The sequence below is a fragment of the bacterium genome, from assembly GCA_017744355.1.
In the GTDB taxonomy this organism is placed as follows: domain Bacteria; phylum Cyanobacteriota; class Sericytochromatia; order S15B-MN24; family UBA4093; genus JAGIBK01.
Window position 1 is genome coordinate 360,162 of sequence record JAGIBK010000002.1, and the last position, 24,950, is coordinate 385,111.

General features: G+C 65.4%; 25 protein-coding genes. 17 read left to right on the top strand and 8 right to left on the bottom strand.

Annotated features, from left to right (window positions below):
- A complete protein-coding gene (locus tag J7643_07145) occupies positions 1–543 on the bottom strand; it encodes a ComEA family DNA-binding protein (protein ID MBO9540351.1) in 543 nt (180 codons plus the stop codon).
- Between the two features lie 179 nt (positions 544–722).
- On the opposite strand from J7643_07145, the gene J7643_07150 reads away from it, so the two are divergent.
- The 7 genes from J7643_07150 (at position 723) to folK (ending at position 4,806) form a co-directional block, all read left to right on the top strand.
- The gene (locus J7643_07150; protein MBO9540352.1) at positions 723–1,175 is read left to right on the top strand and encodes a YlqD family protein; all 453 of its coding nucleotides are present in this window, start codon (positions 723–725) and stop codon (positions 1,173–1,175) included.
- Positions 1,176–1,177: 2 nt separating this feature from the next.
- Positions 1,178–1,708 carry a 16S rRNA processing protein RimM gene (gene rimM / locus J7643_07155; protein MBO9540353.1) on the top strand — a complete coding sequence of 177 codons (531 nt, stop codon included), beginning with the start codon at positions 1,178–1,180 and terminating at the stop codon, positions 1,706–1,708.
- A gap of 4 nt (positions 1,709–1,712) precedes the next feature.
- The gene (trmD, locus tag J7643_07160; GenBank protein MBO9540354.1) at positions 1,713–2,450 is read left to right on the top strand and encodes a tRNA (guanosine(37)-N1)-methyltransferase TrmD; all 738 of its coding nucleotides are present in this window, start codon (positions 1,713–1,715) and stop codon (positions 2,448–2,450) included.
- A gap of 66 nt (positions 2,451–2,516) precedes the next feature.
- Positions 2,517–2,945, top strand: coding sequence for a roadblock/LC7 domain-containing protein (locus J7643_07165; GenBank protein MBO9540355.1), 429 nt, complete (start codon positions 2,517–2,519; stop codon positions 2,943–2,945).
- Positions 2,946–3,160: 215 nt separating this feature from the next.
- Complete coding sequence (gene folP, locus J7643_07170) at positions 3,161–3,952, top strand: dihydropteroate synthase (protein MBO9540356.1); 792 nt, start codon at positions 3,161–3,163, stop codon at positions 3,950–3,952.
- Positions 3,945–4,304: a dihydroneopterin aldolase gene (gene folB / locus J7643_07175; GenBank protein MBO9540357.1), complete on the top strand. Its 360-nt coding sequence runs from the start codon at positions 3,945–3,947 to the stop codon at positions 4,302–4,304. The genes folP and folB overlap by 8 nt, the downstream gene beginning before the upstream one ends.
- Before the next feature lie 4 nt (positions 4,305–4,308).
- On the top strand, positions 4,309–4,806 hold the full coding sequence (gene folK / locus J7643_07180; GenBank protein ID MBO9540358.1) for a 2-amino-4-hydroxy-6-hydroxymethyldihydropteridine diphosphokinase: 498 nt from the start codon (positions 4,309–4,311) through the stop codon (positions 4,804–4,806).
- Positions 4,807–4,870: 64 nt separating this feature from the next.
- On the opposite strand, the gene J7643_07185 is transcribed toward folK, so the two are convergent.
- The 6 genes from J7643_07185 to J7643_07210 form a co-directional block, all read right to left on the bottom strand.
- Positions 4,871–5,257 carry a response regulator gene (locus J7643_07185; protein ID MBO9540359.1) on the bottom strand — a complete coding sequence of 129 codons (387 nt, stop codon included), beginning with the start codon at positions 5,255–5,257 and terminating at the stop codon, positions 4,871–4,873.
- A 337-nt stretch (positions 5,258–5,594) separates the two neighbouring features.
- Positions 5,595–6,533, bottom strand: a complete 939-nt coding sequence (fmt, locus tag J7643_07190) for a methionyl-tRNA formyltransferase (protein MBO9540360.1) — start codon at positions 6,531–6,533, stop codon at positions 5,595–5,597.
- A 99-nt stretch (positions 6,534–6,632) separates the two neighbouring features.
- A complete protein-coding gene (locus J7643_07195; GenBank protein ID MBO9540361.1) occupies positions 6,633–6,830 on the bottom strand; it encodes a hypothetical protein in 198 nt (65 codons plus the stop codon).
- A 3-nt stretch (positions 6,831–6,833) separates the two neighbouring features.
- Positions 6,834–6,983: a hypothetical protein gene (locus J7643_07200; GenBank protein ID MBO9540362.1), complete on the bottom strand. Its 150-nt coding sequence runs from the start codon at positions 6,981–6,983 to the stop codon at positions 6,834–6,836.
- A 121-nt stretch (positions 6,984–7,104) separates the two neighbouring features.
- Positions 7,105–7,638 (bottom strand): gamma carbonic anhydrase family protein, encoded by a 534-nt coding sequence (locus J7643_07205; protein MBO9540363.1) that lies wholly within the window; start codon positions 7,636–7,638, stop codon positions 7,105–7,107.
- Between the two features lie 10 nt (positions 7,639–7,648).
- Positions 7,649–8,356, bottom strand: a complete 708-nt coding sequence (locus J7643_07210) for a hypothetical protein (protein MBO9540364.1) — start codon at positions 8,354–8,356, stop codon at positions 7,649–7,651.
- A 180-nt stretch (positions 8,357–8,536) separates the two neighbouring features.
- Here J7643_07210 and J7643_07215 point away from each other — a divergent pair, with 180 nt between their 5' ends.
- From J7643_07215 to J7643_07230, 4 genes are all read left to right on the top strand, one after another.
- Positions 8,537–9,439 carry a hypothetical protein gene (locus J7643_07215; GenBank protein MBO9540365.1) on the top strand — a complete coding sequence of 301 codons (903 nt, stop codon included), beginning with the start codon at positions 8,537–8,539 and terminating at the stop codon, positions 9,437–9,439.
- 149 nt (positions 9,440–9,588) lie between these two features.
- Complete coding sequence (locus tag J7643_07220; protein MBO9540366.1) at positions 9,589–11,451, top strand: hypothetical protein; 1,863 nt, start codon at positions 9,589–9,591, stop codon at positions 11,449–11,451.
- Between the two features lie 33 nt (positions 11,452–11,484).
- On the top strand, positions 11,485–12,447 hold the full coding sequence (locus J7643_07225) for a polyprenyl synthetase family protein (protein ID MBO9540367.1): 963 nt from the start codon (positions 11,485–11,487) through the stop codon (positions 12,445–12,447).
- A gap of 22 nt (positions 12,448–12,469) precedes the next feature.
- A complete protein-coding gene (locus J7643_07230) occupies positions 12,470–15,004 on the top strand; it encodes a SpoIIE family protein phosphatase (protein ID MBO9540368.1) in 2,535 nt (844 codons plus the stop codon).
- Between the two features lie 266 nt (positions 15,005–15,270).
- Here J7643_07230 and lexA read toward each other — a convergent pair whose 3' ends face one another.
- On the bottom strand, positions 15,271–15,915 hold the full coding sequence (gene lexA / locus J7643_07235; protein MBO9540369.1) for a transcriptional repressor LexA: 645 nt from the start codon (positions 15,913–15,915) through the stop codon (positions 15,271–15,273).
- A gap of 226 nt (positions 15,916–16,141) precedes the next feature.
- Between lexA and groES the strand changes: the two genes are divergently transcribed.
- The 6 genes from groES (at position 16,142) to J7643_07265 (ending at position 24,918) form a co-directional block, all read left to right on the top strand.
- Positions 16,142–16,444, top strand: coding sequence for a co-chaperone GroES (gene groES / locus J7643_07240; GenBank protein MBO9540370.1), 303 nt, complete (start codon positions 16,142–16,144; stop codon positions 16,442–16,444).
- 69 nt (positions 16,445–16,513) lie between these two features.
- Positions 16,514–18,151, top strand: coding sequence for a chaperonin GroEL (groL, locus tag J7643_07245; protein MBO9540371.1), 1,638 nt, complete (start codon positions 16,514–16,516; stop codon positions 18,149–18,151).
- Between the two features lie 143 nt (positions 18,152–18,294).
- Positions 18,295–19,761 (top strand): PAS domain S-box protein, encoded by a 1,467-nt coding sequence (locus J7643_07250; protein MBO9540372.1) that lies wholly within the window; start codon positions 18,295–18,297, stop codon positions 19,759–19,761.
- 98 nt (positions 19,762–19,859) lie between these two features.
- Positions 19,860–20,087: a twin-arginine translocase TatA/TatE family subunit gene (gene tatA / locus J7643_07255; protein ID MBO9540373.1), complete on the top strand. Its 228-nt coding sequence runs from the start codon at positions 19,860–19,862 to the stop codon at positions 20,085–20,087.
- A gap of 9 nt (positions 20,088–20,096) precedes the next feature.
- Positions 20,097–22,103 (top strand): excinuclease ABC subunit UvrB, encoded by a 2,007-nt coding sequence (gene uvrB / locus J7643_07260; GenBank protein ID MBO9540374.1) that lies wholly within the window; start codon positions 20,097–20,099, stop codon positions 22,101–22,103.
- On the top strand, positions 22,096–24,918 hold the full coding sequence (locus J7643_07265) for a protein kinase (GenBank protein MBO9540375.1): 2,823 nt from the start codon (positions 22,096–22,098) through the stop codon (positions 24,916–24,918). The genes uvrB and J7643_07265 overlap by 8 nt, the downstream gene beginning before the upstream one ends.
- Positions 24,919–24,950 lie beyond the last annotated feature (32 nt).

Below are 24,950 nucleotides of genomic sequence, written 5' to 3' on the forward strand. Positions count from 1 at the left end.
TCACAGCCTCAAGAAGGGGCGCAGACGACTCAGCTTGCGTTCGCCGATTCCCGGCACCTCGCGCAATTCATCGAGGCTGCGAAAGCTACCGTGCTTGCTGCGGTAGGCGAGGATGTCGCCCGCGATGGCCGGGCCGATCCCCGGCAGCGCATCCAGTTGCGCAAGGGTGGCGGAGTTGAGGTTCACGACCTGCGAGGCGTCACCTGCTGCGGCTGCGCGCGCCCGGCGTGTCCGAGGTGCCTTCGCCGCCACTGGGGCATTCGAGGCAGCGCTTGCGCCATGCTTGGGCACCAAGAGCGCATCGCCGTCCTTGAGGGCTGCGGCCAAGTTGAGGCCCGAAAGCTCGGCTCCGGGCAGGAGCCCGCCTGCCGCCTGGATGGCGTCCGCGCCGCGCGCGCCCAGGCGAAGCTGGTAGACCCCTGGGCGCTTCACCAGCCCCTTGACCTGAACGTGGATACTGCTTTCGAGCAGCAGGGACTCCGCCCCGGCGGGCAGGGCAAGGCCGACAAGGAGCAGCCAGGCGATCGACAGGAGCTTGCGCATCGCGGGTCTCCTTTCTGCTGTGATTTATTTACTATATATCATAATTATTTCAAGTTCGGCCGATTGCCTTCCCTTCCCGAGTGAGGGCGCAGGCTTCCAGGATTCCGTGGTAGACTTGATGAAACTTCAACTAAGTCCGGGTTAATGCTGCCCGTTCAAGACAGAGAGGACATTGCATCATGGCCGATACGCTCAACCTTCGTCGCCAGGTCATCATCAAGGCGATCGTCACCGACACCTTCAAGCAGCAGGCCTCGGCCGAGCTCCAGGCCGCCCTGCAGAACGTCGACATGAACCTCCAGCAGCTGGAGTTCCAGGGCAAGCGCGCGATCGCCGACCTCGAGAAGAAGAACATCACCCCCGCCGGCCCCATGGTCCAGCAGCAGATCGAGGGCATCAAGCAGCAGATCGAGGGTGAGCGCGGCCAGCTGATGGCGGCCAAGAACGACATGCTCCAGAAGCTCAACATGATCGGCCAGCTCGACATCGGCTCCGAGTTCGTCCAGGCCCAGGTCGACAACTTCGTCGACGTGGCGATCGGCGACAACCTCTACCTCAAGCTCTCCTCGCCCGAGGTCATCGTCAAGGATGGCGTCGTCGTCGAGATCCGTCAGCCGGAGATGATGGCCTAACCATGAGCGAGAACGCCGAACGCTACATATCGGTCGGCCGGATCCTCAAGCCCCACGGCGTCCGTGGCGAGGTCAAGGTCGATCCCATGACCGACGACCCCGCCCGGTTCAAGAAGCTCGAGCGTATCTATTGCCTGCGCTCGAACGGCGAGCGCGTCACCTTGCACATCGAGGCGGCGCGCTCGGCGGGGCCCGAGACCGTGCTCGTGAAGTTCCGCGAGTACGCGACCCCCGAGGCGGTCGATGCCTTGCGCGATTGTCTGATCCAGATCCCGCGCAGCGAGGCGCCCGCCCTGCCCAAGGGCAAGGTCTACTTTGCGGATGTGATCGGCATGGCCGCCCGCGTCCAGGAGACCGGCGAGGTCCTCGGGACCATCACCGCCATCATCTCGGCCGGCAACGAGCTGCTCGAGATCAAGCGGCCGGACGGCAAGGAGCTCTTGATCCCCTGGGTGGACGCCTTCGTCTCGAAGGTCGACGCCGAGACCCGCGAGGTCTTGATCACCCCCGTCCCCGGCCTGTTGGAGCCCTAACCCCTTGCGGATCGATATCCTGACCCTGTTCCCCGGTATGTTCACCGGCCCCATGACCGAGAGCATGATCAAGCGCGCCCAAGAGGCGGGCCATCTCGACCTCGGCATCCACGACATGCGCGAGCACGCCACCGACAAGCATCGCATGGCCGACGATCGCCCCTTCGGCGGTGGCGCCGGGATGGTGATCAAGCCGGACATGGTCTTCGCGGCCGTCGAGAGCCTGCCGCGCACCGAGCGCACCCGCATCATCATGACCTGCCCGCAGGGCAAGCGCTTCGAGCAGGCGGATGCCAACGCCCTGGCCGAGGAAGAGCACCTCATGTTCCTCTGCGGCCACTACGAGGGCTTCGACGAGCGCGTCCGCGAGCACCTGGTCACCGACGAGTACTCCATCGGCGACTACGTCCTGACCAACGGCGAATTGCCCGCCATGGTCATGCTCGACGCCATCGTCCGGCTCATCCCCGGGGTGGTGGGCAAGGAGGAGTCGACCAAGGAGGACTCCTTCTACACCGGCATCCTCGACTACCCGCACTACACTCGCCCGGTGGACTTCAGGGGCTGGCAGGTGCCCGAGATCCTGCGCTCGGGGAACCACGGCGCGATCCAGCGCTGGCGCCGGGATGAGGCCCTGAAGCGGACCTTCGAGCGCCGGCCCGAGCTGCTCGCCTCGGCTCCCCTGGACCGCAAGGACCTCAAGTTCCTCAAAGAACAGTGCGGCTGGGAGCCTAACCGTTAGCCAAGCGACAGGGGCGGGTAAGAGGTCAGTGGATCCGCCCGTCCCTTCACGAGCCAGAGGTGCACCGTGTCCCAACTCAATCGCATCCTGACGAACTTCGTCGTCACCGAAGAAGGGATCTCCAAGATCCAGCACTTGCTTGCGGACCTCGTCAAGGACGTGGACGCGGATGCTGCCATGCTGGTCGAGAAGAGCGGCCAGATGATCGCCACCGACGGCGACGTGCAGGGCCTCGACACCACCGCGATCGCAAGCCTGGTCGGCGGCGCCTTCGCCTCGACCCGCGCGGTCGCTCGCCTGATCGGCGAGACCGAGTTCCAGGCCATGTTCCAGCAGGGCGAGAACGCCTCGATCTTCATGTACGCCCTGGGGACCAACGACATCCTAGTCGTGATCTTCAACGACGTGAGCAAGACCGGTCTGGTCAAGGTCCAGGCCCAGCAGACGGCGGTCGCCCTCTCCGCTCAGCTCAGCCAGATGCAGACCGGCAAGTAGCCGATCCTCGAATCCTGCGAATCGATCGTAGCTTGGCCGGAAGTGGTGCTATACTAGGGGCGTCACCGCTGGTTTTGGACTGTTCGTAGGAAGCGAGGACTTGGTTGCAACCAGGTTTGCGGCCTGATAGTGCCCTCTTATCGCCGACGCCGCCTCGCGTGGCGCCCTGGACGCTCGGCTCCCGCACCTTCGCGTGGGGCGAGCGCACCTACGTCATGGGCATCCTCAACGTGACGCCCGACTCCTTCTCCGACGGCGGCACGCACGGCACCGTGGAAGCGGCCCTTTCTCACGCGCGGCGCATGCTCGCAGAAGGGGCCGATTTCATCGACGTGGGCGGCGAGTCCACGCGGCCCGGGGCCGTGCCGGTCTCGGTCGAAGACGAGTGCGCACGGGTCGTGCCCGTGATCCGCGCCCTGGCCGCCGAGACCGACGCGGCGCTCTCGATCGACACCTTCAAGCCCGAGGTCGCGCTGGCCGCCCTCGAGGCGGGGGCGCATCTGGTCAACGACATCTCGGGGCTCGAACAGCCCGCCATGCGCCGCGCGATTGCGCGCCACAAGGCTGCCGCCGTCGCCATGCACATGCAGGGCACGCCCCAGACCATGCAGCAGGCGCCTCATTACGACGACGTGGTGCGCGAGGTGCGCGCCTATCTCGAAGACAAGCTCGTCGAGGCAAAGGCCGAGGGCCTGGACCGGGTCGCCCTCGATCCTGGGATCGGCTTCGGCAAGACCCTGGAACACAACCTCGCCCTCCTGCGGCACCTGGCGGTGTTCAAGGAGCTTGGGGCCCCCGTGCTGCTCGGGACCTCGCGCAAGGGGTTCATCGGGCAGCTGTTGGATTTGCCCGTGGACCAGCGGGTCGAAGGCACCATGGCCACCGTGGCGCTCGCCGTTCGGGACGGGGTGGACATCGTCCGCGTCCACGACGTGCGCGAGGCCGTGCGGACCGTGACGATCGCCGACGCCGTGGTGCGGGGCTCGAAGGGGGGCACGCTTGGATAAGGTCCGAGTCAAGGGCATCGAGGCCTACGGGTATCACGGCGTCTACGCCGAGGAGCGGACCCTGGGCCAGACGCTCGTCGTCGATGTAGAGGTCGGCTGCGATCTGCGCGAAGCCGGCCTCTCCGACGACATCCACGACAGCATCAGCTACGTGGATCTGGTGAAGATGGTCAAGGAGGTCGTCTCCGAGACCCAGTTTCAACTGCTCGAGGCGATCGCCGAAACGATCGCCGCGCGGGTGCTGGATGTGCCCCGCGCCCAGAACGTCGTCGTGCGGGTTGAGAAGCCCCGCGCGCCGATTCCCCATCTGACGGGGACGGTTTCGATCGAAATCGTGCGACAGAAAGGATAACGACATGGCCACGGTCTACCTCGGACTCGGATCCAACGTCGGCGATCGCGCCGACTACGTCAAACGAGCGATCGAGCTCCTCGAGAAGCACCCGCTGATCGAGGTGACGAAAGTTTCTTCCATGTACGAGACCGAGCCGCTGGAGTATCCGGATCAGCAGTGGTTCGTCAACGCGGTCGCCGAGATCCAGACCGCGCTGCGCCCCATGCCCCTGCTGGACGCCCTCCAGGGCATCGAGAAGCAGCTCCAGCGCCAGCGCATCATGCGTTGGGGGCCGCGCACCATCGACCTGGACATCCTGCTGTACGGCGATGAGCTGCTGGCCGAGCCGCGGCTGCAGATTCCGCACATCCGCATGCACGATCGGGCTTTCGTCCTGGTCCCCCTCGCCGAGATCGCCCCGGATGCCGTTCACCCGATCCTGGGCGTGAGCGTCGCCGAGCTGGCCGAGGGCGTGGATCGCAAGACCGAAGTCCGCGAGCTGGAGCTCCAGCAGCAGTAACCCCATCCACACACCAAAGGTCCCGGTGAAGGCTCACCGGGACCTTTGGCATGCAGGGCTGAAATCAAGCGAGTGCTTGGTGTTGAACGTCGGGCAGGAAGGTCTTGACGGTCTCGAGCAGCTCGCGGCGGTTGAAAGGCTTGGATAGGTAGCCGTCGCACCCGGCCTGGAGTGCCTCGCGGCGATCGCTCTCGAAGGCGAGGGCGGTCAAGGCCACGACGGGGATCTTGGCGCCATGCGGATGCTCCTTGATGCGCTGGGTGGCTTCGTGGCCGTTCATGATCGGCATCAGGATGTCCATCAGGATGAGGTCCGGCCGTTCGTGCAGGGCTACCTCGACGGCATGCAGGCCGTTCTCCGCGAAATACAAGGAATAACCGTAGGACATGAGCATGAGTTCGACGATCTTGCGCGAGTTCGGATCGTCATCGACCACAAGAATGCGCTTCATGGCCCAGTCCCTTTCTCCATGCGTAGGCGACGTCGGGCGCCTCGCCAGCGGGTCGGATCCTTGGGTGCAATACCCCTGCCTGACCCTTTCAGGAAAATCATAAGAATTATGAATAATCTTGTCAATGACTTCGCAAACTTTTGTGCAGATCGGTCTTGACGCACCGTGTTGACTTGATGTCTGCGACCCATAACAACAAGGATCCAGGTCGCGCTGTCATCCTCGTGGCGGGGCAAACGTCAACAACGGCCGGGCTTCTACTTAAATACCCGGCCGTATACAAAAGTTAACAAACTAGCGAGCGTTATTGTGAAGCTTCGTGATCTGGGTCACATGCTCAGGTGTCGAGAGAGCCCTCGAAGCGGCTGCCGACCGCGATCGCCCGCCAACCGCGAGCGGCTTCCTCGGAGCTCTGCGCCTTCTTGTTGGGAAGCTGGACCTGCTCGATGCGCAGGACCCCCGAGCCGCAGGCGATCTCCCAGCCGGCGGGCCCCATGGCGAGGACCGTCCCCGGCAGGCTGCCTTCCGGGTCGCGCGGGCTCAGGCTGGCCTTCAAGATCTTCACGGTCTCGTCGCCGAGCTTGGTGGTGGTGCCGGGCCAGGGGTGCAATGCCCGGATCCGCTGGTGCAAGGCCTGTGCCCCTTGACGCCAGTCGAGCTCGGCCATGGCCTTGGTGAGCATGGGGGCGTAGGTCGCGAGAGCGTCGTCTTGCGGGGTGGGCTTCAGGGTGCCCTCGAACCACGGGCCGAGGGTATCGACGAGGGTTTGGGCGCCGATCTCGGAGAGGCGCTGCGAGAGGGCGTCGGCCGTCTCATCGGCGCCGATCGGGGTGCGCGCCTCCATGAGCATGGGGCCGGTGTCCAGGCCCTTCTCCATCTGCATGGTGGCGACCCCGGTTTCGGCGTCACCGTGCAGGATGGACCACTGGATCGGAGCGGCGCCGCGATAGCGGGGCAAGAGCGAGGCGTGGACGTTGATGCAGCCGAAGGGCGGCAGGTTCAGGATCGACTCCGGCAGGATCTGGCCGTAGGCGACGACCACGATGAGGTCGGGGGCGATGGCCTGGAGCGTCGCGAGGGCCTCCTCGTTGCCGCGCAGGCGCTGCGGCTGGTGGACCGGGATCCCGGCTTCGAGGGCCGCTTCTTTGACCGGGGGCATGGCGATCTGCTTGCCGCGCCCCACGGGCCGGTCGGGCTGGGTGAAGACGGCCTTGACGTCGTAGCCGGCCGCGAGGAGGGCCTTGAGCGAGGGGACGGCGAAGGCAGGGGTGCCCATGAAGACGATGGACTTGGACAAGGGGGCCTCCTGTGAAAGGGCATGAAAGGGGAAAGGCCTCCCGTCGAAGACGGAAGGCCGAAAAGTTGTGGGTTCGACCTACTTGCGAGAAGAGATGCCTTTGAGTAGCGAGCGCACCTTGTTGAGGGGGCCGGGGTCCGCGGCGTCGCTGGGTTCCGGCTCGCTGGCGTGTGCCTTGGATTCCTGGAAGCGACGGTCCAGGATGTCGTCGACCTTCTGGGAGAGGTCTGCGGTGGGGCTCTTGACGAAGGCTTCGCGGCTGTAAGTCGTTTTCATTGGTTACACCGTCATTTCGACTTGTAAGGCGTGGGTCTCCTCGACGGCGATCTCAACGTGGCGCTTGTACGCAACGAGAAGGCCCTTGCGCTGGGCGTCGGATTCGCCTTCGATGGCGGTTTCGAGGTGCTGGACGTAATTCGTCAGGCTCATTGGAATTCCTCTCGGGCAAGAAACGATTGATTCCCTTCGGGGAGTCTATCGCCGCTGCTTTTCGGGGACTTGCCTGATTTTCACATTAGTTAAAACAAGCGGCGATGCGCCCCGGCGTGACTTAGCCGAATCGGCGCTTGTAGCCACGGGCGTAGCCCACGTAGGCTTCGGCGGTCATCTCGATGCCCTTGCGCTGGTTGGGGCTGATCTCCTTGATCACCTTGGCCGGCACGCCGACCACCAGCGAGTTGGGGGGCACGACCATGTTCTCGGGCACGACGCACCCGGCGCCCACGATCGAACCCTTGCCGATGACCGCCCCGTTGAGCACGGTGGCGCGCATGGCGATGAGGCAGTCCTCTTCGATGGTCGCCCCGTGCACGATGGCGCCGTGGCCGAGGCTCACGCGATCGCCGATGGTGCACGGGTGCTTGGCCCCCACATGGAGGATGCAGCCGTCCTGGACGTTGGCGCCCTTGCCGATGCGGATGGGGGCGATGTCGCCGCGGATGACGCAGCCGAACCAGACGCTCGCGTCTTCCTCGAGGGTGACGTCGCCCACCACGATCGCGTTGGGCGCGATCCAGGCGGAATCGGCGATCTTGAGGTCGTCGACGAGCTGGAAGTTGCGGGAAATCTCGAGGTCTTCAGTCATGCGACTGATTCTACAACTCGAACAGGTCGTTGGAAAGGGGCGGATTGACCGTCAAGCTGGGCACCTGCGCGCGGAACACCACTTCGCTGCCCTCGAAACCCTCGACCTGACTGGGCATGTGGCTCTGCTTGTCCACCGCGATCCGCACCTTGGCGAGATCGGGCAGGAGGCTCTTCGATCCCGTGATCTCGATCAGGTCCGCCGCGCGGCCGTTGATGGTCGCAGGGCCCGCATGGCGCAGGGTGGCGCTGGGATCGAGCAGGCCGCCCACCAGGGCGACGAGATCCGTCTGGTCGATGCGGTAGCCGCGCAGCGAGAGCACCTGGGGATCGTCGTAGGGGAGGGTCTTCTTGATGAAGCCGACCTTGACCGTGATCTTGCGATCGCCCAGATACACCATCTTGGCGCCGCGCTTGAGCATGGTGTCGGCCTCGGTCACGTTGGCGCGAAGCTTGCCCGGGCGGCTCCAGTAGAACTCGGCCTTGCTCTTGGTCTGCTCGCTGCCCTTCTGCTCCCAGAAGGCGACGACGCCCGAGACGGTGTTGAGCCCCGTCCAGGTGCGCTTGACCTCGGTGACGACCGCGTCGGCCTGGGTGTCGGACTTGGCCTGCAAGCGCGTCTGGGTGCCGCGGTCGAGGCTAGGGACGATGCCGCAGCCGGCGGCGAAGGTGGCGGCGGTCAGGGTCGCGATGGCGAGCAGGCGATGGAGCGGGCGCATATGACCTCCTTCGAGTGAAACGTTTGCGAACTTGATCTTAATAGATACTTAATCATTCGTAAATCTAATGCCCCTCGCCTTGGGCGGGATGAATCGCGCCCGGCGGGTATAACCTGGCGAGTAGCGCTACGCAGGAAGGAGCACGCTTTGGGGGGACGTCCCGAATTCACGCAGCAGGCCATGCCGAAGACCCCCTTGCCTGGTCTTGCCTGGGAGGCGCTGGCCCCGCTGGGGGTCAAGTCCCTCTACGAGCCCTTCGCGGGCCTGGGCGCCAACCTCTATGCCTTCAAGCGTAACGGCATCCGGGTGATCGGCAGCGAGTTGCTCGAGAGCACCGTGAGCGCGAGCCGCGCCGTGAGCGCGAACAATGCCACGCGCCTGAGCCCGGAGGCGATCGCGCGCTTCACGGCCCCTCCCACCATCACGCTCGCCGACTATCCGCGGTTCGCGCCCTGGGTCGAGCGCCACTTCTTCGACGAGAAGCAGGCCGCTCACCTGGGCTACTGGCGCGAGCAGCTGGAGACGCTCTCGGGTTACGAGCGCGACCTGGCCTTGATGGCGGTGGCCTGGATGATCGATAACTGGATCAAGAGCCTGGAGCAGCCCGGGGTACCACCCGCGGGCGTCAACGCCATGGGGCTTTACCTGAGGCGTGCCAACCAGTGGGTGTGGAACAACGGCGTCCAGAACGACGTGCGCTGCGGAGCGCCCGCCGAGGTCGCGCAGACCGTCCAGGCGGATGCCTGCTACCTTTACCTGGAGCCGCCCCTGGTGGCCATCGACCTGCGCTCGTGGCTGCTCGAGGCCTGGTACCAGGGAGAGCCCGAGGCCGACCTCAGCGCCTTCTACCGCGACAACCCCTTCTACGCACCGGCCGACGAGTACCGCGAAGGGGTCGAGGCCCTCTTTACGAGCCTCCAGCACATCCCCATCTGGGCGATTCAGTACCGCACCGAGGAGCTGGATGCCCTGTGGGGCGATCAGCCGAGCTGGCTTGCAGGCCGCGAGCTGGTTGCCCAGCAGCACCTGGGCATGGGGGCGGGCGCCGAGGGCGAGATGCTGTTCGTGGCGGTCAAGGCTTAAGTTCAGGTTCAATTCAGGTAAAGCGCGCCCTATATCATTAATTGTCCATTAAAAATCGAAAGAACGCGTTAAGGGGCCTCCATAACCTTCGATAGTAAGCCGGCCGGGCAGGGCATAATGCCCTTACGGCACGAGGATTGGAGGTCATCATGGCAGACAACTTGCGGCTCAACACCACGCGCCCGGGCACCGGCCGTCTCGGTCCGCTCACGCCCTCGGCCGCGCCTGAGCAGGCCGCGGGGGTGCAGGCGAGCCCTGAGCCGAGCGTCGTCAAGAAGGCCAAGACCGACACCCTGCGCCTCAGCACCGAGGCAGCGGGCGCGACCGGCCCCCTCGACCCGACCAAGCTGAACGACATGGCCAAGGCCGTCGGCGCCGTGCAGAATGAGCGCCAGCAGGTTTCCGACTTCCAGGCGCGCATCAATTCCATGGTGCCGGGTGGGGTTCGCTTCGAAACCAAGGACGGCGCCAACTGGACCTCGGGCGAGATGAAGAACCTGCTCGATGTGGTCGAGAGCATGTCGCCCGGCGATCGCCAGGCTCTCTCGGGCCTCAACTTCGTCCGCACCGGCCAGATCGACACCGCTGCGGGCGGGGATGCGGCCGTTGCGAAGCACTTCGGCAAGGAACTCGGCGACGTGGCGGGTCAGAGCGCCATGGCCAGCGCCAAGATGGGTGACAGCGAGCCCAAGGGCTTCATGGCCCAGGTCAAGAACTTCGTCCTGCACTCGGCGGACGTCCTGGAAGGCATCCCCGTCCTGCGCTTCATCGGCAAGAGCCTCAAGGCCATGTTCGGCCAGGAGGCCCCCGAGCGCGCCATCGTGCTCGGCAACTCGGGCTCGCTTGTTTCCAAGAACCTGTGGGCCCACGAGATCGGGCACCAGGTGCAGATGGTCAACCGCGGCTGGAACCCCGAAAAGATCGCGGAGTTCGCCAAGCTTTCGGGCTGGACTGAGAACTATGGCGACGGCAAGACCCATGTCGCCGACGGGGTGGATAACCGCACGGGCGAGAAGCTGCTCTTCGACGAGCAGGTCCTCAAGGCGGGCAGGACGGACAACTTCGTCTCCAAGTACGCCATGACCAACCCGACCGAGGACTTCGCCGAGTCGTACCAGGCTTTCCTGAACGATCCCAAGAAGCTCATGCAGGTCGCCCCCGAGAAGTTCCTGTACATCAACGCCCAGTCCCAGCGCTACGGCGCAAGCGAGATCAAGGGCTTCGCCCAGCAGACGGGCCAGGACCTGGAGGCGGTCGCGACCGACCTCATGCTCAACTCGGGCCTCAAGCAGGGGACTCTCACGTCGATCCTCGGGGTCAACGGCCTGAGCGCCGACAAGGGCGCCATGGTCTCCGAGGCCGCCTCCCAGCTTGCCTCGGGTGATGCGCTCAGCCAGGCCTGGGCCAAGATCGCCCTCGATGCCAAGGATGCGGGCGCAGCCTCGCGCCTCATCGCCAATCCTGAGGAGGCGCTTGGGGGGCTTTGGGGCAAGCTCGGCGCTGACGAGCAGGCGCTTTTCAAGGACACGGCCTTCATGCAGGCGCGCATTTCCGAGCTGCAGGGCGGGACGGCCAGCTTCCGCTCGTCGGCGGGCGCTACCCAGAACGAAGCCCACCGTCGTGCCATCGGCGATCTGGTGAACGGCTTGCTGAAGGACCCTGCTTTCGCCCAGGGGCTGGGTGCGAATCCCGGCCAGGCTTTGGCGGCGTCCGGGCTCACGACCCGCCTTTCGCCCGAGGTGGCCGAGGCCTTCACGGCCAACCCCCAGGCGGCCTCCAAGCTCACCGATGAATTGATGCGTCTGATGGCCAGAGCCGGTTCCGAGGAGCGGGTTCGCTTCGAGCAGAACCTGGATCGCGCCCTGGTCCAGTTGGGCCCCGAGCACTTCTCGGCCTTCGCGATGGCCCTCAACAACAAGGAGAAGCCCGGCCTCGCCGCGTCGATGCTGCGTCAGGTCCTTGAGACGGGAAGCCCGGTCTATCAGGGCGGTGGAGATCCCCCCGGCTGCTAGCGCCCGCAGCCGTTTCATCTTCAAGGACCCGTGGTGAACCCGACCTCTCGCGACGCCCTCGACGCTCTGTATCGTTACCTCGAAACCCAGCAGGCTCCTGAGAGCCTGCTGGGTTTGCAGCGTGCCGTGCTGAGCAAAGCGGAGCGCGCCCTGGCGAGTACCGGCCAGTGGACGGTGCTCGACTATCCGCTGGCACTCGCTCGAGCGCTCGGCGTCCCCGCTGAGGCCGCGCTGCCGGTGGCGGGAGCCTGTGCCCTTTTCTACGCCTTCGCGGACGTCACCGACGACGCGCAGGACCATGACCTGGCCCCGAGCCCCTGGGACGCTTGGGGGTGGGAGCAAGCGGTCAATACCGGTACCGCGCTGCTGTTCGCTTCGTTGCGTTCGCTCGAGGAGCGCCTTCCGGTCGAGGTCGCAGCGCAGGCGTCTGCCGTGCTCGTACGGGCCGGGCTCGAGATGTCGTATGGGCAGCACATGGATCTCATCGGCCTGGCAGCCGAGAGGGCAGGGCTTGCCGACTACATGCTTGCGATCGAGCGAAAGTCGGGGGCGTCCTTCGGGGCTTACGCTGAACTCGTCGCGATCGCCGGCGGCCTTGAGCCGGCGCGCGTTGCCGCCTACCGTGCGTTCGGGCGCGCCCTCGGAACCCTGTACCAGATGATGAACGACACCCACGAACTCTGGGGCATGGCGCTCTGCCCGGATTTCGTCAATCGTCGAAGGGCCCTGCCTTTCGTCCTGGCCTTCGAGCAACTGAGCGAGGAGGCCCTCATCCGGTTCCGCCGCCTTCTCGAGGGTCCGGCGGATTGGGAGCATCAGGCGGAGCTGGTCGCCTTGCTCGAAGCGGCGGGCATCAAGTCGTACTTGACCATGCGCATCGAGCTCCAAAGGCGCCGGGCCCTCGATCTCGCAACCCAGCTCGGCATCGGCGCCGAACCCTACCTCGCGGGCATGCTCGCGTCACCTGCCTTCCCCACGGCCCCCGTGGCCATCTGATTCCATGTCTGGAGCTCGCGCGATGCCCACTCAGAAACATCTGGCGTCCCTCACCCTCTCCGCGCTCGCCATCGCATGCTTCGTCGCCTGGTGCGTGGCGGTGATGGGGTCGCTTCAACTCATCAACAAGCCTTTCCCGGGCTTCCGCTTCGAACCGACGCTGACGGTGTCGGCGGTCAACGAGCCGACCTGGACGGGCATCAAGGCGAAGCTCCAGCAGTACGATCGCCTGCTGCGCGTCGACGGCCACGACCTGCGCACGGCGGGTGACCTGACGGCTTACGTCCACTCCAAGCCGATCGGGACGCCGCTCGAGTACGAGCTCGTTCGAGAGAAGCGTACGATCAAGGTCACCGTGCCTTCGCAGGCCTTCGGCTGGAGCGACTGGTTCAAGAGCTTCATGCCGTTGTTCCTGGTGAGCTTCCTGCATTTGCTGGTGGGGGCGGTGGCCTTCTGGATGAAGCCGCGCCACCTCACCTCGCAGGTGCACCTGCTCATGAACGTGGCGATCTGCCTGTTCTGCGCGCTGAACAATGACTACGACTCCGGGCGCTTCTTCGCCCCGGTCTACCTCTTCTCCTACTCTTTCCTCGGTAGTACCTTCCTCCACCTGGGGATGGTCTTCCCGGAGCCCGGGCATTGGTTGAAGCGCCGCCCCTGGCTCAACGCCCTGTTCTACCTCCCGATGCTGGGGTTGACCGGGCTGTGGCTCTCGGTCTTCAAGCCCGAGGGGCAGCTCGTCAATCCGGAGGCGATGGATCAGCACTTCTCCTGGCAGGACACCTCGCTCATGTGGGTGATGGTCGGCCTGCTGGTCCTGATTGCCAGCATCCTTTTCCACGTCTTCAAGGGCAAGACGCCGCTTGCGAAGCAGCAGGCCAAGGTGGCGCTCTTCGGGGCGACGGTCGCCTACTTCCCGGGGGCCGTCTTCTGGATCGTGCCGTACTTGGCGGGCAACACATCGCTCGATGGGTCCGGGCTGCTCGTCAACCTCTCTTTTGCCTGCTTCGTCTTCTTCCCCCTCTCGATTGCCTACGCCGTCGTGCGTCACAAGATGTTCGACATCGACCTGGTCATCAAGCGGACCATGGTCTATGCCGTCGTGGTGGCGGCCCTGTCCGGCGTCTACTTCATCACCATCGCTGCGATTCGGTGGGCGATCGAGCATTTGATCGGCTCGGCGGGCAATACGACGGGCAACATCCTCGCGACGGCCTTCGTCGCGCTCGCCTTCGTGCCCGTCCGTAACCGCACCCAGGCGATCATCGACAAGCTCTTCTACCGGAACCGCTACGACTTCCGCGCGGTGCTGAGCGACTACACCCGCTTCACCAAGGAGAACCCCGAGCTGGAGGCGGTCCTCGACAAGTTCGTCGAGGTGGTGGACCAGACGGTGCATCCGCGGCACATGTCGATCATGATCCGGGACCCCAAGTCGAAGAACCTGCACGTCTACAAGACGAGTGGCCTTTCGATCTTCCCGGAGGACTTCGCCATCCCGGCCAACGCGCCCGAGATCGGTGAGCTGAGCAAGGCGCGCCGCACGGGGCTCAAGCCTTCGAAGGCGACCACCCGCCAGCTCTCCCACATGGATGCGCTGGGGATCGCCTTCTGCGTGCCGCTCGAGATCAAGGGCGAGATCCTCGGGATGGTCAACGTCGGCCAGAAGCTCTCGGAGCTCGACTACACCGCCGAGGACCAGGGGCTGCTCATGAACATGGGCCAGCAACTGGCGAGCGTCATCCGTATCCACGAGATGACCAAGGCCGAGGTCAATCGTGCGCGCCTGGATGCGGAGCTCGAGACTGCACGCAGCATTCAGGCCTCCTTGCTGCCGACCGCCGCCCCGGCGCCGGCGGGCCTCGAAGTCATGGGGTCGTCGGATTCGGCCTACGAGTTCGGCGGTGACTACTACGACCTGGTCACCCTGCATGACGGCCAGCTGCGCGTGGTGGTCGGCGACGTGGCGGGCAAGGGCGTTCAGGCCGCGATGGTCATGGCCATGGCCAAGAGCTGCTTCTTCAACCAGGTGCGGGTCGATCCCGATCTACCCACCGTCATGAAGGCCATCAACCAGATGATCGTCGAGACCATCGACGACAAGAAGCACCGCAAGACCACCCTCATCTATGGCGCCATCGACCCGGTGGCCAAGACGCTGCGCTATACCTGCGCGGGTCACCAGCCCCCCCACTACTACAACGCCGAGACCGGCAAGGTCGAAGAGTTGGCGATTCCGGGCTCGTTCCCGTTCGGTGCCTCCAAGCTGGCCAAGTACCAGGAGATCGAGGTGCCCCTGCATGCGGGCGACGTGCTCGTCTTCTACACCGACGGCGTGACCGAGGCCGAGAACCCCGATCACGAGATGTTCTACCGCATCGAGGATGGGCCGGACGGCGAGGAGGTCGTGTACGACAACCTCAAGGACATCCTGGAAGCCCATCACCACGCAAGCGCTCAGGAGATCCATCGCCAGATCCTCAAGGCCGTGAGCGCCTGGGTCGACGGGGGCCCTCAGGGCGACGACATCACCCTCGTGGTGGTCAAGGTCCAGTAGCCAAGAACAGCGAACCCCCCGGCCATCGGCCGGGGGGTTCGTGCTGAGACCGGAAGTTGCTACACCTGTGCGGCTTTGGCCTCGTGCGAATCATGCGCTGTCGCCTGCGCGGCTCCGGTGCGCGATCTTGTTCGTCAAGTCGGGCGCGTCGTGTTCCACTCTGACACTCGTGCCGGTCTCACCACCCTCGCTAACAGCGTCCAACGAATTCGTTAAACGCTCTCAGGATACGCCGCGCACCGGGGGCGTCAACGGCTCGTCGCGCGTCAGTGGACCTCTTGGCGAACAACGCCGATCACACGGCCCTGGACCTGGACGCGATCGACGAAGATGGGGGCCATGGTCGCGTTGGCCGGCTGGAGGCGGTAGCCGCCGCGCTCCTTGTAGATGCGCTTGAGGGTGGCCTCGCCGGTCTCGAGCAGGGCCACGACGATCTCGCCGTCCCGGGCCGTGGCCTGGGGCTTCACGATCACCATGTCGCCCGGCATGATGTGGTCTTCGATCATGCTCTCGCCCGTGACCTCGAGAACGAAGTTGCCGTTGGTCGCCCACAGGCCCTTGAGGTCGAGGGTCTCGGTGGCGTCCTCGATGGCCTCGATGGGCGAGCCCGCGGCGATGCGACCCGCGATGGGCAGGCGCGCGGTCTCGGTGGCGTCCTCGCGAACGAGCGTGGCCACGGGGGCCGCCGGGCCCATGTCCAGGACCTGGATGGCGCGGTTCTTGCCCTTGTCCCAGCGGATCAGGCCGCGCTCGGCGAGGCCCGTCAGGTGGTAGTGGATGGTCGAGGTCGAGTGCACCCCGAGGGCCTCGACGATCTCGCGGATCGAGGGGACGTAGCCCCGCTCGGTGATTGAGCGGCGCAAAAAGTCGAGGACCTCTTGCTGGCGCTTTGGCAGCTTGGTTTCGGACATGGCCCCTCCGCAAAGATGAAACATAGGTTCGAGAACTTCTAATCTAGAAAAGAAGCGATCGCTTGTCAAGGAGCGGACAATTGTTAACCTTCTTCTAAATCGAGCTTGTCCTCCCTCTTGTCACCTTCGAAGCCGATCGTATACACTGGGGGCTGTTAGCACTCGTTCGATGTGAGTGCTAAGCCCTTCAAACTCATTCGTTCACCTTACGAGGAGGTTCAAAATCATGGCTACTGCTACCGCGCAGCAGATCCGTCCTCTCGGCGATCGCATCGTCGTGAAGGTCGTCAAGGAAGAGAAGACGGCCGGCGGCATCGTCCTGCCCGACACCGCCCAGGAAAAGCCCCAGATCGGCGAAGTCATCGCCGTGGGCTCCGGGCGTTTGCTCGACAACGGTGAGCGCGCCAAGATGGAAGTCGCCAAGGGCAACAAGGTGCTGTTCGCGAAGTACGCCGGCACCGAGGTCAAGCTCGAGGGCGAGACCTATCTCCTGATCAGCGAGAAGGACATCCTCGGCATCGTCGAGTAGTCCGTTCCAGTCGGAAACCGCAAGTCAAGCACCGATTCATCCTTTCAACCTAGAGGAGATTCAACCGATATGGCTAAGCAGATTCTGTTCGACGAGCAGGCCCGTCGCGCCCTTGAGCGCGGCGTCAACGCCGTCGCCGACGCCGTCAAGGTGACCCTTGGCCCCAAGGGCCGCAACGTCGTGCTCGAGAAGAAGTTCGGCGCGCCCCAGATCATCAACGACGGCGTGACCATCGCCAAGGAGATCGAGCTCGAGGATCCCGTCGAGAACACCGGCGCCCAGCTCGTCAAGGAAGTCGCCACCAAGACCAACGACCTGGCCGGTGACGGCACCACCACCTCGACCGTCCTCGCCCAGGCGATGATCCGCGAGGGCCTCAAGAACGTGGCCGCCGGCGCCAACGGCATCATGGTCCGCAACGGCATCAACAAGGCCGTCGAAGTCGCGGTCGGCGAGATCAAGAAGCTCGCCAAGCCCGTCGAGAACAAGTCGGCGATCACCCAGGTCGCGACCATCTCGGCCCAGGACGAGGAGATCGGCAATCTGATCGCCGAGGCCATGGAGAAGGTCGGCAAGGACGGCGTCATCACCGTCGAAGAGTCGAAGACCACCGGCACCACCCTCGAGACCGTCGAAGGCATGCAGTTCGACAAGGGCTACCTGTCGGCTTACCTCGTCACCGACGCGGATCGCATGGAGGCCGTCATGGACGAGCCCTTCATCCTGATCACCGACAAGAAGGTCACCGTCGTCGCCGACCTGATCCCCATGCTCGAGAAGGTCGCCCGCGCTGGCCGTCCCCTCGTCATCATCGCCGAGGACGTGGAGGGTGAGGCCCTCTCGACGCTCGTCGTGAACAAGCTCCGTGGCATCCTGAGCGCGGTCGCCGTCAAGGCTCCCGGCTTCGGCGATCGCCGCAAGGCCATGCTCGAGGACATCGCCATCCTCACCGGCGGCACCGTCATCAGCGAGGACGTGGGCCTCAAGCTCGAGAACGTCACCGTCGAGATGCTCGGCAAGGCCCGCCAGGTCCGCGTCGGCCGCGACAAGACCACCATCGTTTCCTTCAAGGACGAGACCACCGCTCAGAAGGTCGAGGCTCGCGTCGCCCAGATCCGCAAGCAGATCGAGGAGACCGAGAGCGAGTTCGACAAGGAGAAGCTGCAGGAGCGCCTCGCGAAGCTCGCGGGTGGTGTTGCGGTGATCCAGGTCGGCGCTGCGACCGAGACCGAGCTCAAGGATCGCAAGCTCCGCATCGAGGACGCGCTCGCCGCGACCAAGGCTGCGGTCGAAGAGGGCATCGTCGCCGGCGGCGGCACCACCCTCGTCCACCTCACCAAGCCCCTCCAGGAGCTCATGACCAAGGTGTCGGGCGATGAGCGCACCGGCGTCGAGATCGTGATGCGTGCCCTCGAGGCCCCCCTGCGCCAGATCGCCGACAACGCCGGCATCGAGGGCGCCGTGGTCGCCGACCAGGTCAAGACCCACAAGGACGGCTTCGGCTACAACGCCATGACCGGCGAGTACGTCGACATGATCAAGGCCGGTATCGTCGATCCCGCCAAGGTCACCCGCTCGGCCGTCGAGAACGCCGCGTCGATCGCCTCGATGCTCCTCACCACCGAGGCGCTCGTGGTCGACAAGCCCGAGAAGAAGTCCGCCATGCCTGCGATGCCCGATATGGGCGGCATGGGCGGCATGATGTAAGCGCGGCTCAGGCCGACGAACATCCGAGGGGGGCGGCGAAAGCTGCCCCCCTCCCCTCTTTTCAGCATGTTGTAGGGTTGGTGTGCTACGCTGAGTATCCATCGCTCGGAGGTTTGGGCGACTTGGCGCGAGGACAGGCCGTGATGCATCCGCAACCTATTCAATCCACGTCCTTCATCCAGGTGCTCGACGATCTCGGAGAGGCGGCCCTCCTCGTCGAGGGGGTGCGCATTCTCAGTGCCAACGACGCTTTTTGCCGGATGAGCGGTTACGCTTCCGAGCACCTGCTCTCACTTTCCAGCTGCCTGGAGCTCGCCCCGGTCGACGAGAAGCCCTTGCTCGAACTGCGCTGGAAGCAGCGACTCGCGGCGCCAGGGTCGATCAGCCGCTTCGAAACGCGCATGCGCCATCGCGAGGGGCATGTCATCCATCTGTCGGTGGCGGTCAAGCCGCTGCTGGCGGAAGGGCTGCGCTGCGTGGTGCTCGTCCGCGACATCACCGAGCAGAAGCGCATCGAGGAGGCCCTGCGACGCGCCAACGAGCAGTTCGCGATCATCCTGGAAGGGGTAGCGGACGGCATCTTCGCGATCGATGCTTCGGGGGATCTCATCTACGCCAACGAGGCGGCGCTTCGCTTCTACAACTTTCCGCACGGCAAGGCGAATCTCGCCGAATGGCGAGCGCATCTGGCCCACCACGTCACGTACTCGGAGATCGATGGACGTCCGATCCCCTTCGAGCGCCTTCCCAGCTTGCGGGCCTTGGCGGGCGAGGTGGTGCCCGAGCATGTGATGAACTACGATTTTCGCGAAACAGGAGAGCGCCGTGTCGCCATGGTGAAGGCGACTCCCGCCTTCGACGAGCACGGGCGGGTGCGCTTCGGGATCGCCATCGTGCACGATCTGACCGAGCGCATGCGCCTCGAGCGCCTCAAGGGCGATTTCCTCAACGCGGTGACCCACGAGCTGCGTACGCCGCTTACCTCGATCAAGGCCTACGCCGAGTTCCTCGAAGACGAGTTGCTCGGGCCCCTATCGCCCGAGCAGCATGCCTTTCTCGCGCAGCTTCAGCGCGGTGCCCAGCAGTTGGAGCTGCTGGTCGACGACTTGTTGGACTACGCGCGGATCGAGGCAGGCGAGTTCGCAGTGCGTCGCCAGCCGTGCGATGCGAGCGCCATCCTGCGCCAGGTGGGCGAAGCCTTCGACCCCATCGCCAGCGCCCGGGAGCTCTCGTTGACGGTGAGCGCACCGCCCTCGCCCCTGGAGGTCTTGGCGGATCCCAACCGGCTGGTCCAGATCCTGAACAATCTCTTGAGCAACGCCCTGAAGTTCACGCCGCCGGGCGGCTCGGTCACGTTGTCCCTGAGCCAGAGCGATACCGAGACGACCTTCGTCGTGGCGGATACAGGGATCGGGATCCTCGCAGAGCACTTGCCCCACCTCTTCGAGAAGTTCTTCCAGGCGGAGAGCTCCCTGACGCGAAGCTACAAGGGGACCGGGCTCGGCCTGCCCATCACCAAGGCGCTGGTCGAGGCTCACCAGGGCACCATCTCGGTGGCCAGCACACCGGGCGAGGGCGCGACTTTCACCGTACACCTGCCGCACTCCTGAGTCCGTGGACGCGCCCCATGGGGCGGGATATAATGGAGCTGCGAGGCAGCGCGCTCGGTGCGCGGCGCTCGCCCCCTCCACTTTCAGCGAGGTCTTCCATGCTCAGTCCTACCACCGTTGCCATCGTCGCCATCGGGGCGCTCGTCATCTTCGGCCCCAAGAAGCTCCCCGAGCTGGCCCGCTCGCTCGGCAAGAGCCTCTCCGAGTTCAAGGCCGGCGCCGAGGAGGCGCAAGACGCCTTCAAGCGCGAGATGAACCGATCACCCGAAGCTCCCAAGGCCCAGGACGCCGACGCGTCGAGCCAGAAGCCCCGCGAGGACGCGTAGAGGTACCAGGTGGCACATCCCTTCGAGATCAAATCCGCTTACCAGCCTGCCGGTGACCAGCCCAAGGCGATCGCCCAGCTCAAAGAGGGTCTCGATCGAGGGATTGACGCCCAGACCCTCCTGGGGGCGACCGGCACCGGCAAGACCTACACCATCGCCCAGGTGATCCAGGCCGCGCAGCGCCCGACGCTGGTCATCGCGCACAACAAGACCCTGGCGGCGCAGCTCTGCAACGAGCTGCGCGAGTTCTTCCCGAACAACCGCGTCGAGTTCTTCATCTCGTACTACGACTACTACCAGCCCGAGGCCTACATCCCCTCGAGCGACACCTACATCGAGAAGACCTCGAGCGTCAACGACGAGATCGACAAGCTGCGCCACTCGGCCACGCGCTCGCTGCTCGAGCGGCGTGACACCATCGTCGTGGCCTCCGTCTCGTGCATCTACGGCCTGGGTGCTCCTGAGGAGTACCTCAAGGGGACGGTCTTCCTCAAGCGCGGCGACGAGATGGGCCGCGATGACCTGCTGCTGCACCTGGTCGGCGTCCAGTACGAGCGTAATGACGTGGAGCTGATGCGCGGGCGCTTCCGGGTCCGGGGGGACACCCTCGAGATCGTCCCCGCATGGGAGGAGAACGTCTTCCGGATCGAGTTCTTCGGCGACGAGATCGATCGCATCACCGAGATCGACCCGGTGACGGGCGAGATCGTCAGCACCCGTGACGAGCTTGCGATCTATCCGGCCAAGCATTTCGTCACCTCCGACGATCGCATGCAGACAATCATCGCGGACATCGAGCGCGAGCTCGAGCACCGCTTGCCCGAGCTGAGGGGCCAGAACAAGCTGCTCGAAGCCCAGCGCCTTGAGCAGCGGACCAACTACGACCTGGAGATGATCCGGGAGATCGGCTACTGCAATGGCGTCGAGAACTACTCGCGCCACTTCACCGGCCGCGCGCCGGGCGAGCCGCCCCCCACCCTACTCGATTACTTCCCCGACGACTTCCTGGTGGTCATCGACGAGAGCCACGTGAGCATTCCCCAGATCCAGGGGATGTACCAGGGCGATCGCGTCCGCAAGGAAACGTTGGTTGAGCACGGCTTCCGCCTGCCGAGCGCGAAGGACAACCGGCCGCTGAGGATCGAGGAGTTCTGGCAGCGGGTCGGTCAGAAGATCTTCGTCTCGGCGACGCCCGGCGATTACGAGTTGAAGGTCTCGGAGCAGGTGGTCGAGCAGATCATCCGTCCGACCGGCTTGCTGGATCCCGAGGTCATGGTCCGTCCCATCGAGGGCCAGATCGACGATCTGCTGGGCGAGGTCCGTGCGCGCATTTCGCGCGAGGAGCGCGTCCTGGTCACGACTCTCACCAAGAAAATGGCCGAGGACCTGACCGAGTACCTCCAGGAGGTCGGCATCCGGGTGCGCTACCTGCACTCGGACATCAAGAGCCTGGAGCGCATCGAGATCCTGCGTGACCTGCGCATGGGGGTGTTCGACGTGCTGGTGGGCGTCAACCTCTTGCGAGAAGGGCTCGACCTGCCCGAGGTCTCGCTGGTCGCGATCCTCGACGCCGACAAGGAAGGCTTCCTGCGCGCGCACCGTTCGCTGATCCAGATGATCGGCCGCGCCGCCCGCCACCCCAACGGCCAGGTCCTGATGTACGCGGACAAGCTGACCGACTCCATGATTAAGGCCTTGGACGAGACGGAGCGCCGTCGGACCCTGCAAGTCGCTCATAACGAGCGGCACGGCATCGTCCCCAAGGCGATCGTCAAGAGCACGCGCAACCTCATCCTCGAGAGCCTCAGCGCGGTGGACGGGAAGGGGGCCACGGTGCCCATGGCCGCGCCCCCGAACTCCGAGGATCTCGGGGCGGTCATCAAGGACCTGGAGGTCCAGATGAAGGCGGCCGCGCAGATCCTGGACTTCGAGACCGCTGCCGCCCTGCGCGATCGCATCCAGAGCCTGCGCGCGCAGCAGGAGAAAGCCCGCAAGGACATGAAGCTTCATGGCTGATCTACGCACCCATCGCGAACTCACCGAAAGGGGCGAGGCGGCCATCGTCTCGGCCCTCTTGGCGTTGGGGGACGCCTACGTCGTCCTGCCGCACCTGCTCTTGAGCGGCATGCTCGGGCCGCGCAACCCCGACGACCTGGACGTGGTCGTGCTGGGGCCCGGCGGGGCCGCGCTGATCGAGTATCGCCATTGGCATGGACGCTTGACCGTTTCCGAGCCGCCGACTCCCTGGATCCTGCACTACGCGGCAGGCGGATCCGAGCCGCGCCCCAACCCCCTTGCGAACTTGAGCGACAAGGCTGACGCCTTGCTCGAGCACCTGAGCGCCAACGGGGCGGCGCCCGCCGCTCTTCTGACCGCCGTGGTCGTGCCGGATCGCACCGAGCTCGAAGGGGACGCCGAGCAACCGATCCTGCCCCTCTCGAAGCTCGTTCGCTGGCTCGAAGACGCCCTGGGGGGGAGCGCCACGCCCTGGACCACTCAGGCTGCCGACCTGCTGCGCCCGCCGGTGCCGCCCCGGATGGTCAACCAGTACCGCCTGACCTCTCTGCTCGGGCGGCAGGGCGATCACACCACCTACCTCGCCTTCGACACCCTCAAGCACCGCTTGGTCACCATCCGGGAGATGCCCTACGACCCCTTTCAGCGGCCCGAGGACCTGGACCGCGTGCGAACCGAGCTGCTGCGCGAGGCCAAGCTGACCATGGAGCTGTTCCATCCGGCGATCGCTCGGATCGAGCAGCTCATCCCGCAAGATGATTGCTACTACGTCGTGGGCGAGTGGGTCGAAGGGGCCCAGAACCTGCGCGAGGCCCTTTCGCAGGGGGTGTTGACCGTCGAGAGCGCGCTGGATATGGCGATCGCCTGCGCGGACGCCCTCTCCTACGCTCACGGTCGTGGGATCGTGCATCGCAACGTTCGGCCGGAGAACATCTTGCTGGCCGGCCGCGCGGTGAAGCTCACCAATTTCAAGATGGCCAAGAAGGCCGATCTTGGCACGCGATCCACCTTCGACCTGCGCCAGATGGCCCAGGAGAGCCCCTACGCCGCCCCCGAGTTCAAGCTCGGTGCCGAGGGGCATCACCGGGTGGACGTGCGCGCCGACGTGTACGCCCTCGGGGCCGTGTTGTACGAGGCCCTGGTCGGCAGTCCGCCGGTCCATCTCGACGAGAAGTACTGGAACCCGCCCTCGGCCTCACGGCCCGCTACCCCTCAGGGCCTGGACGAAGTCATTCAACAGGCGCTGCGCTTCGATCCCGCTCAGCGGTTCTCGACCATGGCGGCCTTCCGCGAGCGCTTGCTCGCCCTTCGAGAAGGGCGGCAGCCCGACGCCAAGTCCGCGCGTTACGGCGAGCGCCGCCTGGTCAAGCGGACGCGTAACAGCTTGCTCTACCGGGCGGTGGATGCGGTGCGCGGCCACGAGGTGGCCCTCAAGAAGATCCTGATCGATCCGGCCCTCTCCGCCGAGGCGCGTGGGGTTATGGTCCAGCGCCTGCTGCGTGAGGCCCAGATCGCCCGTACCCTCGTGCATCCGCGCATCGTGACGGTCCTCGACCAGTTCGTCGAGGACGAGGATCCGTACGTCGTCATGGAGTGGCTCGAGGGGCACGACGTCCGCGAGCACCTGGACGGTCGTCGTCCGGTGCTGAGCTGCGAGGAGGCCCTGGATCTGGTGCGGCAGGTGGGCGAGGCGCTCGCCTATGCCCACGACCAGGGGGTCGTCCACCGCGACCTGAAGCCCGAGAACCTGATGCGCGATGGGAGCCGAGTGACCGTGCTCGACTTCGGCCTCGCGTCGCTCGCAGGCGCCGAGCAACCGTTGGAGGTGGCGCCCGCCGGGACTCCGCGCTACATGGCGCCGGAAGTCTTGCAGGGCTTGGCGGCGGATCCGCGATCCGACGTCTTCTCGCTCGCGGTGGTGCTGTACGAGTTGCTCACGGGGCGCTATCCCTACGGCCCGGAGGTGCTCTTGGGGCGCTTTGCGGGCGGAGAGAGCGAGGGAATGCTCGCCCCGCCGAGCCACCTGAACCTCGCGGTGCCGCCGGCCCTGGATGCGCCGCTCATGAAGGCCCTGGCCGTCGCGCTCGAGGCGCGGACGCCCAGCATGGCCGAGTTCCTCACCGAGCTCGCCGCTGCGGACGAGGAGATGAACGCGGGCAGTTTCTTGCCCCGAGGGAACGCCCCGCTCAAAGCCATCATGCTGGGCGGTTTGGGGCTGGTCACGGTCGCTGGCCTGGGCCTCGGGCTGTACTTCGGTGGCCCGGGTCTCATCGGGGGCTTGCCGCAGCCGCAGGCGCCGCAGCCATCGCCGAGCGATGCGCTCGCCGCGCGCCCGGGGTTCGAGCAGCCCCCCACGTCGATGCCGAGCGAGGTCCCGGCCCCCGAACCGACGCCGCAACCGACCGTGGCCCCCGCGACCCCTGCGCCCGTGCGCGAGGTGAGCTGGACGAGCAGCGCGGTCAACATCGCCGGGGTGAAGGTCCGCGTCGAGCGCCTCATCGGGATCGAAGGCCAGAGCCTGCTGACCTTGAAGGTGACGAACACGACCGACGCGCCCGTCAGCTTCTTCAAGCCGGAGGCGGCGCTCGGCCGTCTGCTCATCACCGACGATCTGAGCGGCGACTACAGCCGCGATGTGGATTGGGCCTCGCTGCCCTTGGTGCTGACCCAGGTCGAAGGGGGCCAGACGGCTGAGGGGACCGTGCGTCTCACCCGTGCCATCGACCCTGCGGCGGGCATGGTGCGCCTCATTCTCAAGGAGGAGGGCGGTATGGGGCGCGAGTTCCTGATTCGCGCCTATCGCTTGGAGCATTAGCCTCGCGCTCGCCCCTATAACACAACGGTCCC

What these genes read in the sequence shown, in the direction of transcription:
- folP (MBO9540356.1), top strand. Translation starts at nt 3,161, where the DNA reads ATGGGCATCCTCAACGTGACGCCCGACTCCTTCTCCGACGGCGGCACG.
- J7643_07265 (MBO9540375.1), top strand. Translation starts at nt 22,096, where the DNA reads ATGGCTGATCTACGCACCCATCGCGAACTCACCGAAAGGGGCGAGGCG.
- rimM (MBO9540353.1), top strand. Translation starts at nt 1,178, where the DNA reads ATGAGCGAGAACGCCGAACGCTACATATCGGTCGGCCGGATCCTCAAG.
- groL (MBO9540371.1), top strand. Translation starts at nt 16,514, where the DNA reads ATGGCTAAGCAGATTCTGTTCGACGAGCAGGCCCGTCGCGCCCTTGAG.
- J7643_07215 (MBO9540365.1), top strand. Translation starts at nt 8,537, where the DNA reads ATGCCGAAGACCCCCTTGCCTGGTCTTGCCTGGGAGGCGCTGGCCCCG.
- lexA (MBO9540369.1), bottom strand. Translation starts at nt 15,915, where the DNA reads ATGTCCGAAACCAAGCTGCCAAAGCGCCAGCAAGAGGTCCTCGACTTT.
- folK (MBO9540358.1), top strand. Translation starts at nt 4,309, where the DNA reads ATGGCCACGGTCTACCTCGGACTCGGATCCAACGTCGGCGATCGCGCC.
- J7643_07200 (MBO9540362.1), bottom strand. Translation starts at nt 6,983, where the DNA reads ATGAGCCTGACGAATTACGTCCAGCACCTCGAAACCGCCATCGAAGGC.
- tatA (MBO9540373.1), top strand. Translation starts at nt 19,860, where the DNA reads ATGCTCAGTCCTACCACCGTTGCCATCGTCGCCATCGGGGCGCTCGTC.
- J7643_07205 (MBO9540363.1), bottom strand. Translation starts at nt 7,638, where the DNA reads ATGACTGAAGACCTCGAGATTTCCCGCAACTTCCAGCTCGTCGACGAC.
- J7643_07195 (MBO9540361.1), bottom strand. Translation starts at nt 6,830, where the DNA reads ATGAAAACGACTTACAGCCGCGAAGCCTTCGTCAAGAGCCCCACCGCA.
- J7643_07185 (MBO9540359.1), bottom strand. Translation starts at nt 5,257, where the DNA reads ATGAAGCGCATTCTTGTGGTCGATGACGATCCGAACTCGCGCAAGATC.
- J7643_07230 (MBO9540368.1), top strand. Translation starts at nt 12,470, where the DNA reads ATGCCCACTCAGAAACATCTGGCGTCCCTCACCCTCTCCGCGCTCGCC.
- J7643_07250 (MBO9540372.1), top strand. Translation starts at nt 18,295, where the DNA reads ATGCATCCGCAACCTATTCAATCCACGTCCTTCATCCAGGTGCTCGAC.
- fmt (MBO9540360.1), bottom strand. Translation starts at nt 6,533, where the DNA reads ATGGGCACCCCTGCCTTCGCCGTCCCCTCGCTCAAGGCCCTCCTCGCG.
- J7643_07150 (MBO9540352.1), top strand. Translation starts at nt 723, where the DNA reads ATGGCCGATACGCTCAACCTTCGTCGCCAGGTCATCATCAAGGCGATC.
- J7643_07145 (MBO9540351.1), bottom strand. Translation starts at nt 543, where the DNA reads ATGCGCAAGCTCCTGTCGATCGCCTGGCTGCTCCTTGTCGGCCTTGCC.
- J7643_07220 (MBO9540366.1), top strand. Translation starts at nt 9,589, where the DNA reads ATGGCAGACAACTTGCGGCTCAACACCACGCGCCCGGGCACCGGCCGT.
- J7643_07210 (MBO9540364.1), bottom strand. Translation starts at nt 8,356, where the DNA reads ATGCGCCCGCTCCATCGCCTGCTCGCCATCGCGACCCTGACCGCCGCC.
- groES (MBO9540370.1), top strand. Translation starts at nt 16,142, where the DNA reads ATGGCTACTGCTACCGCGCAGCAGATCCGTCCTCTCGGCGATCGCATC.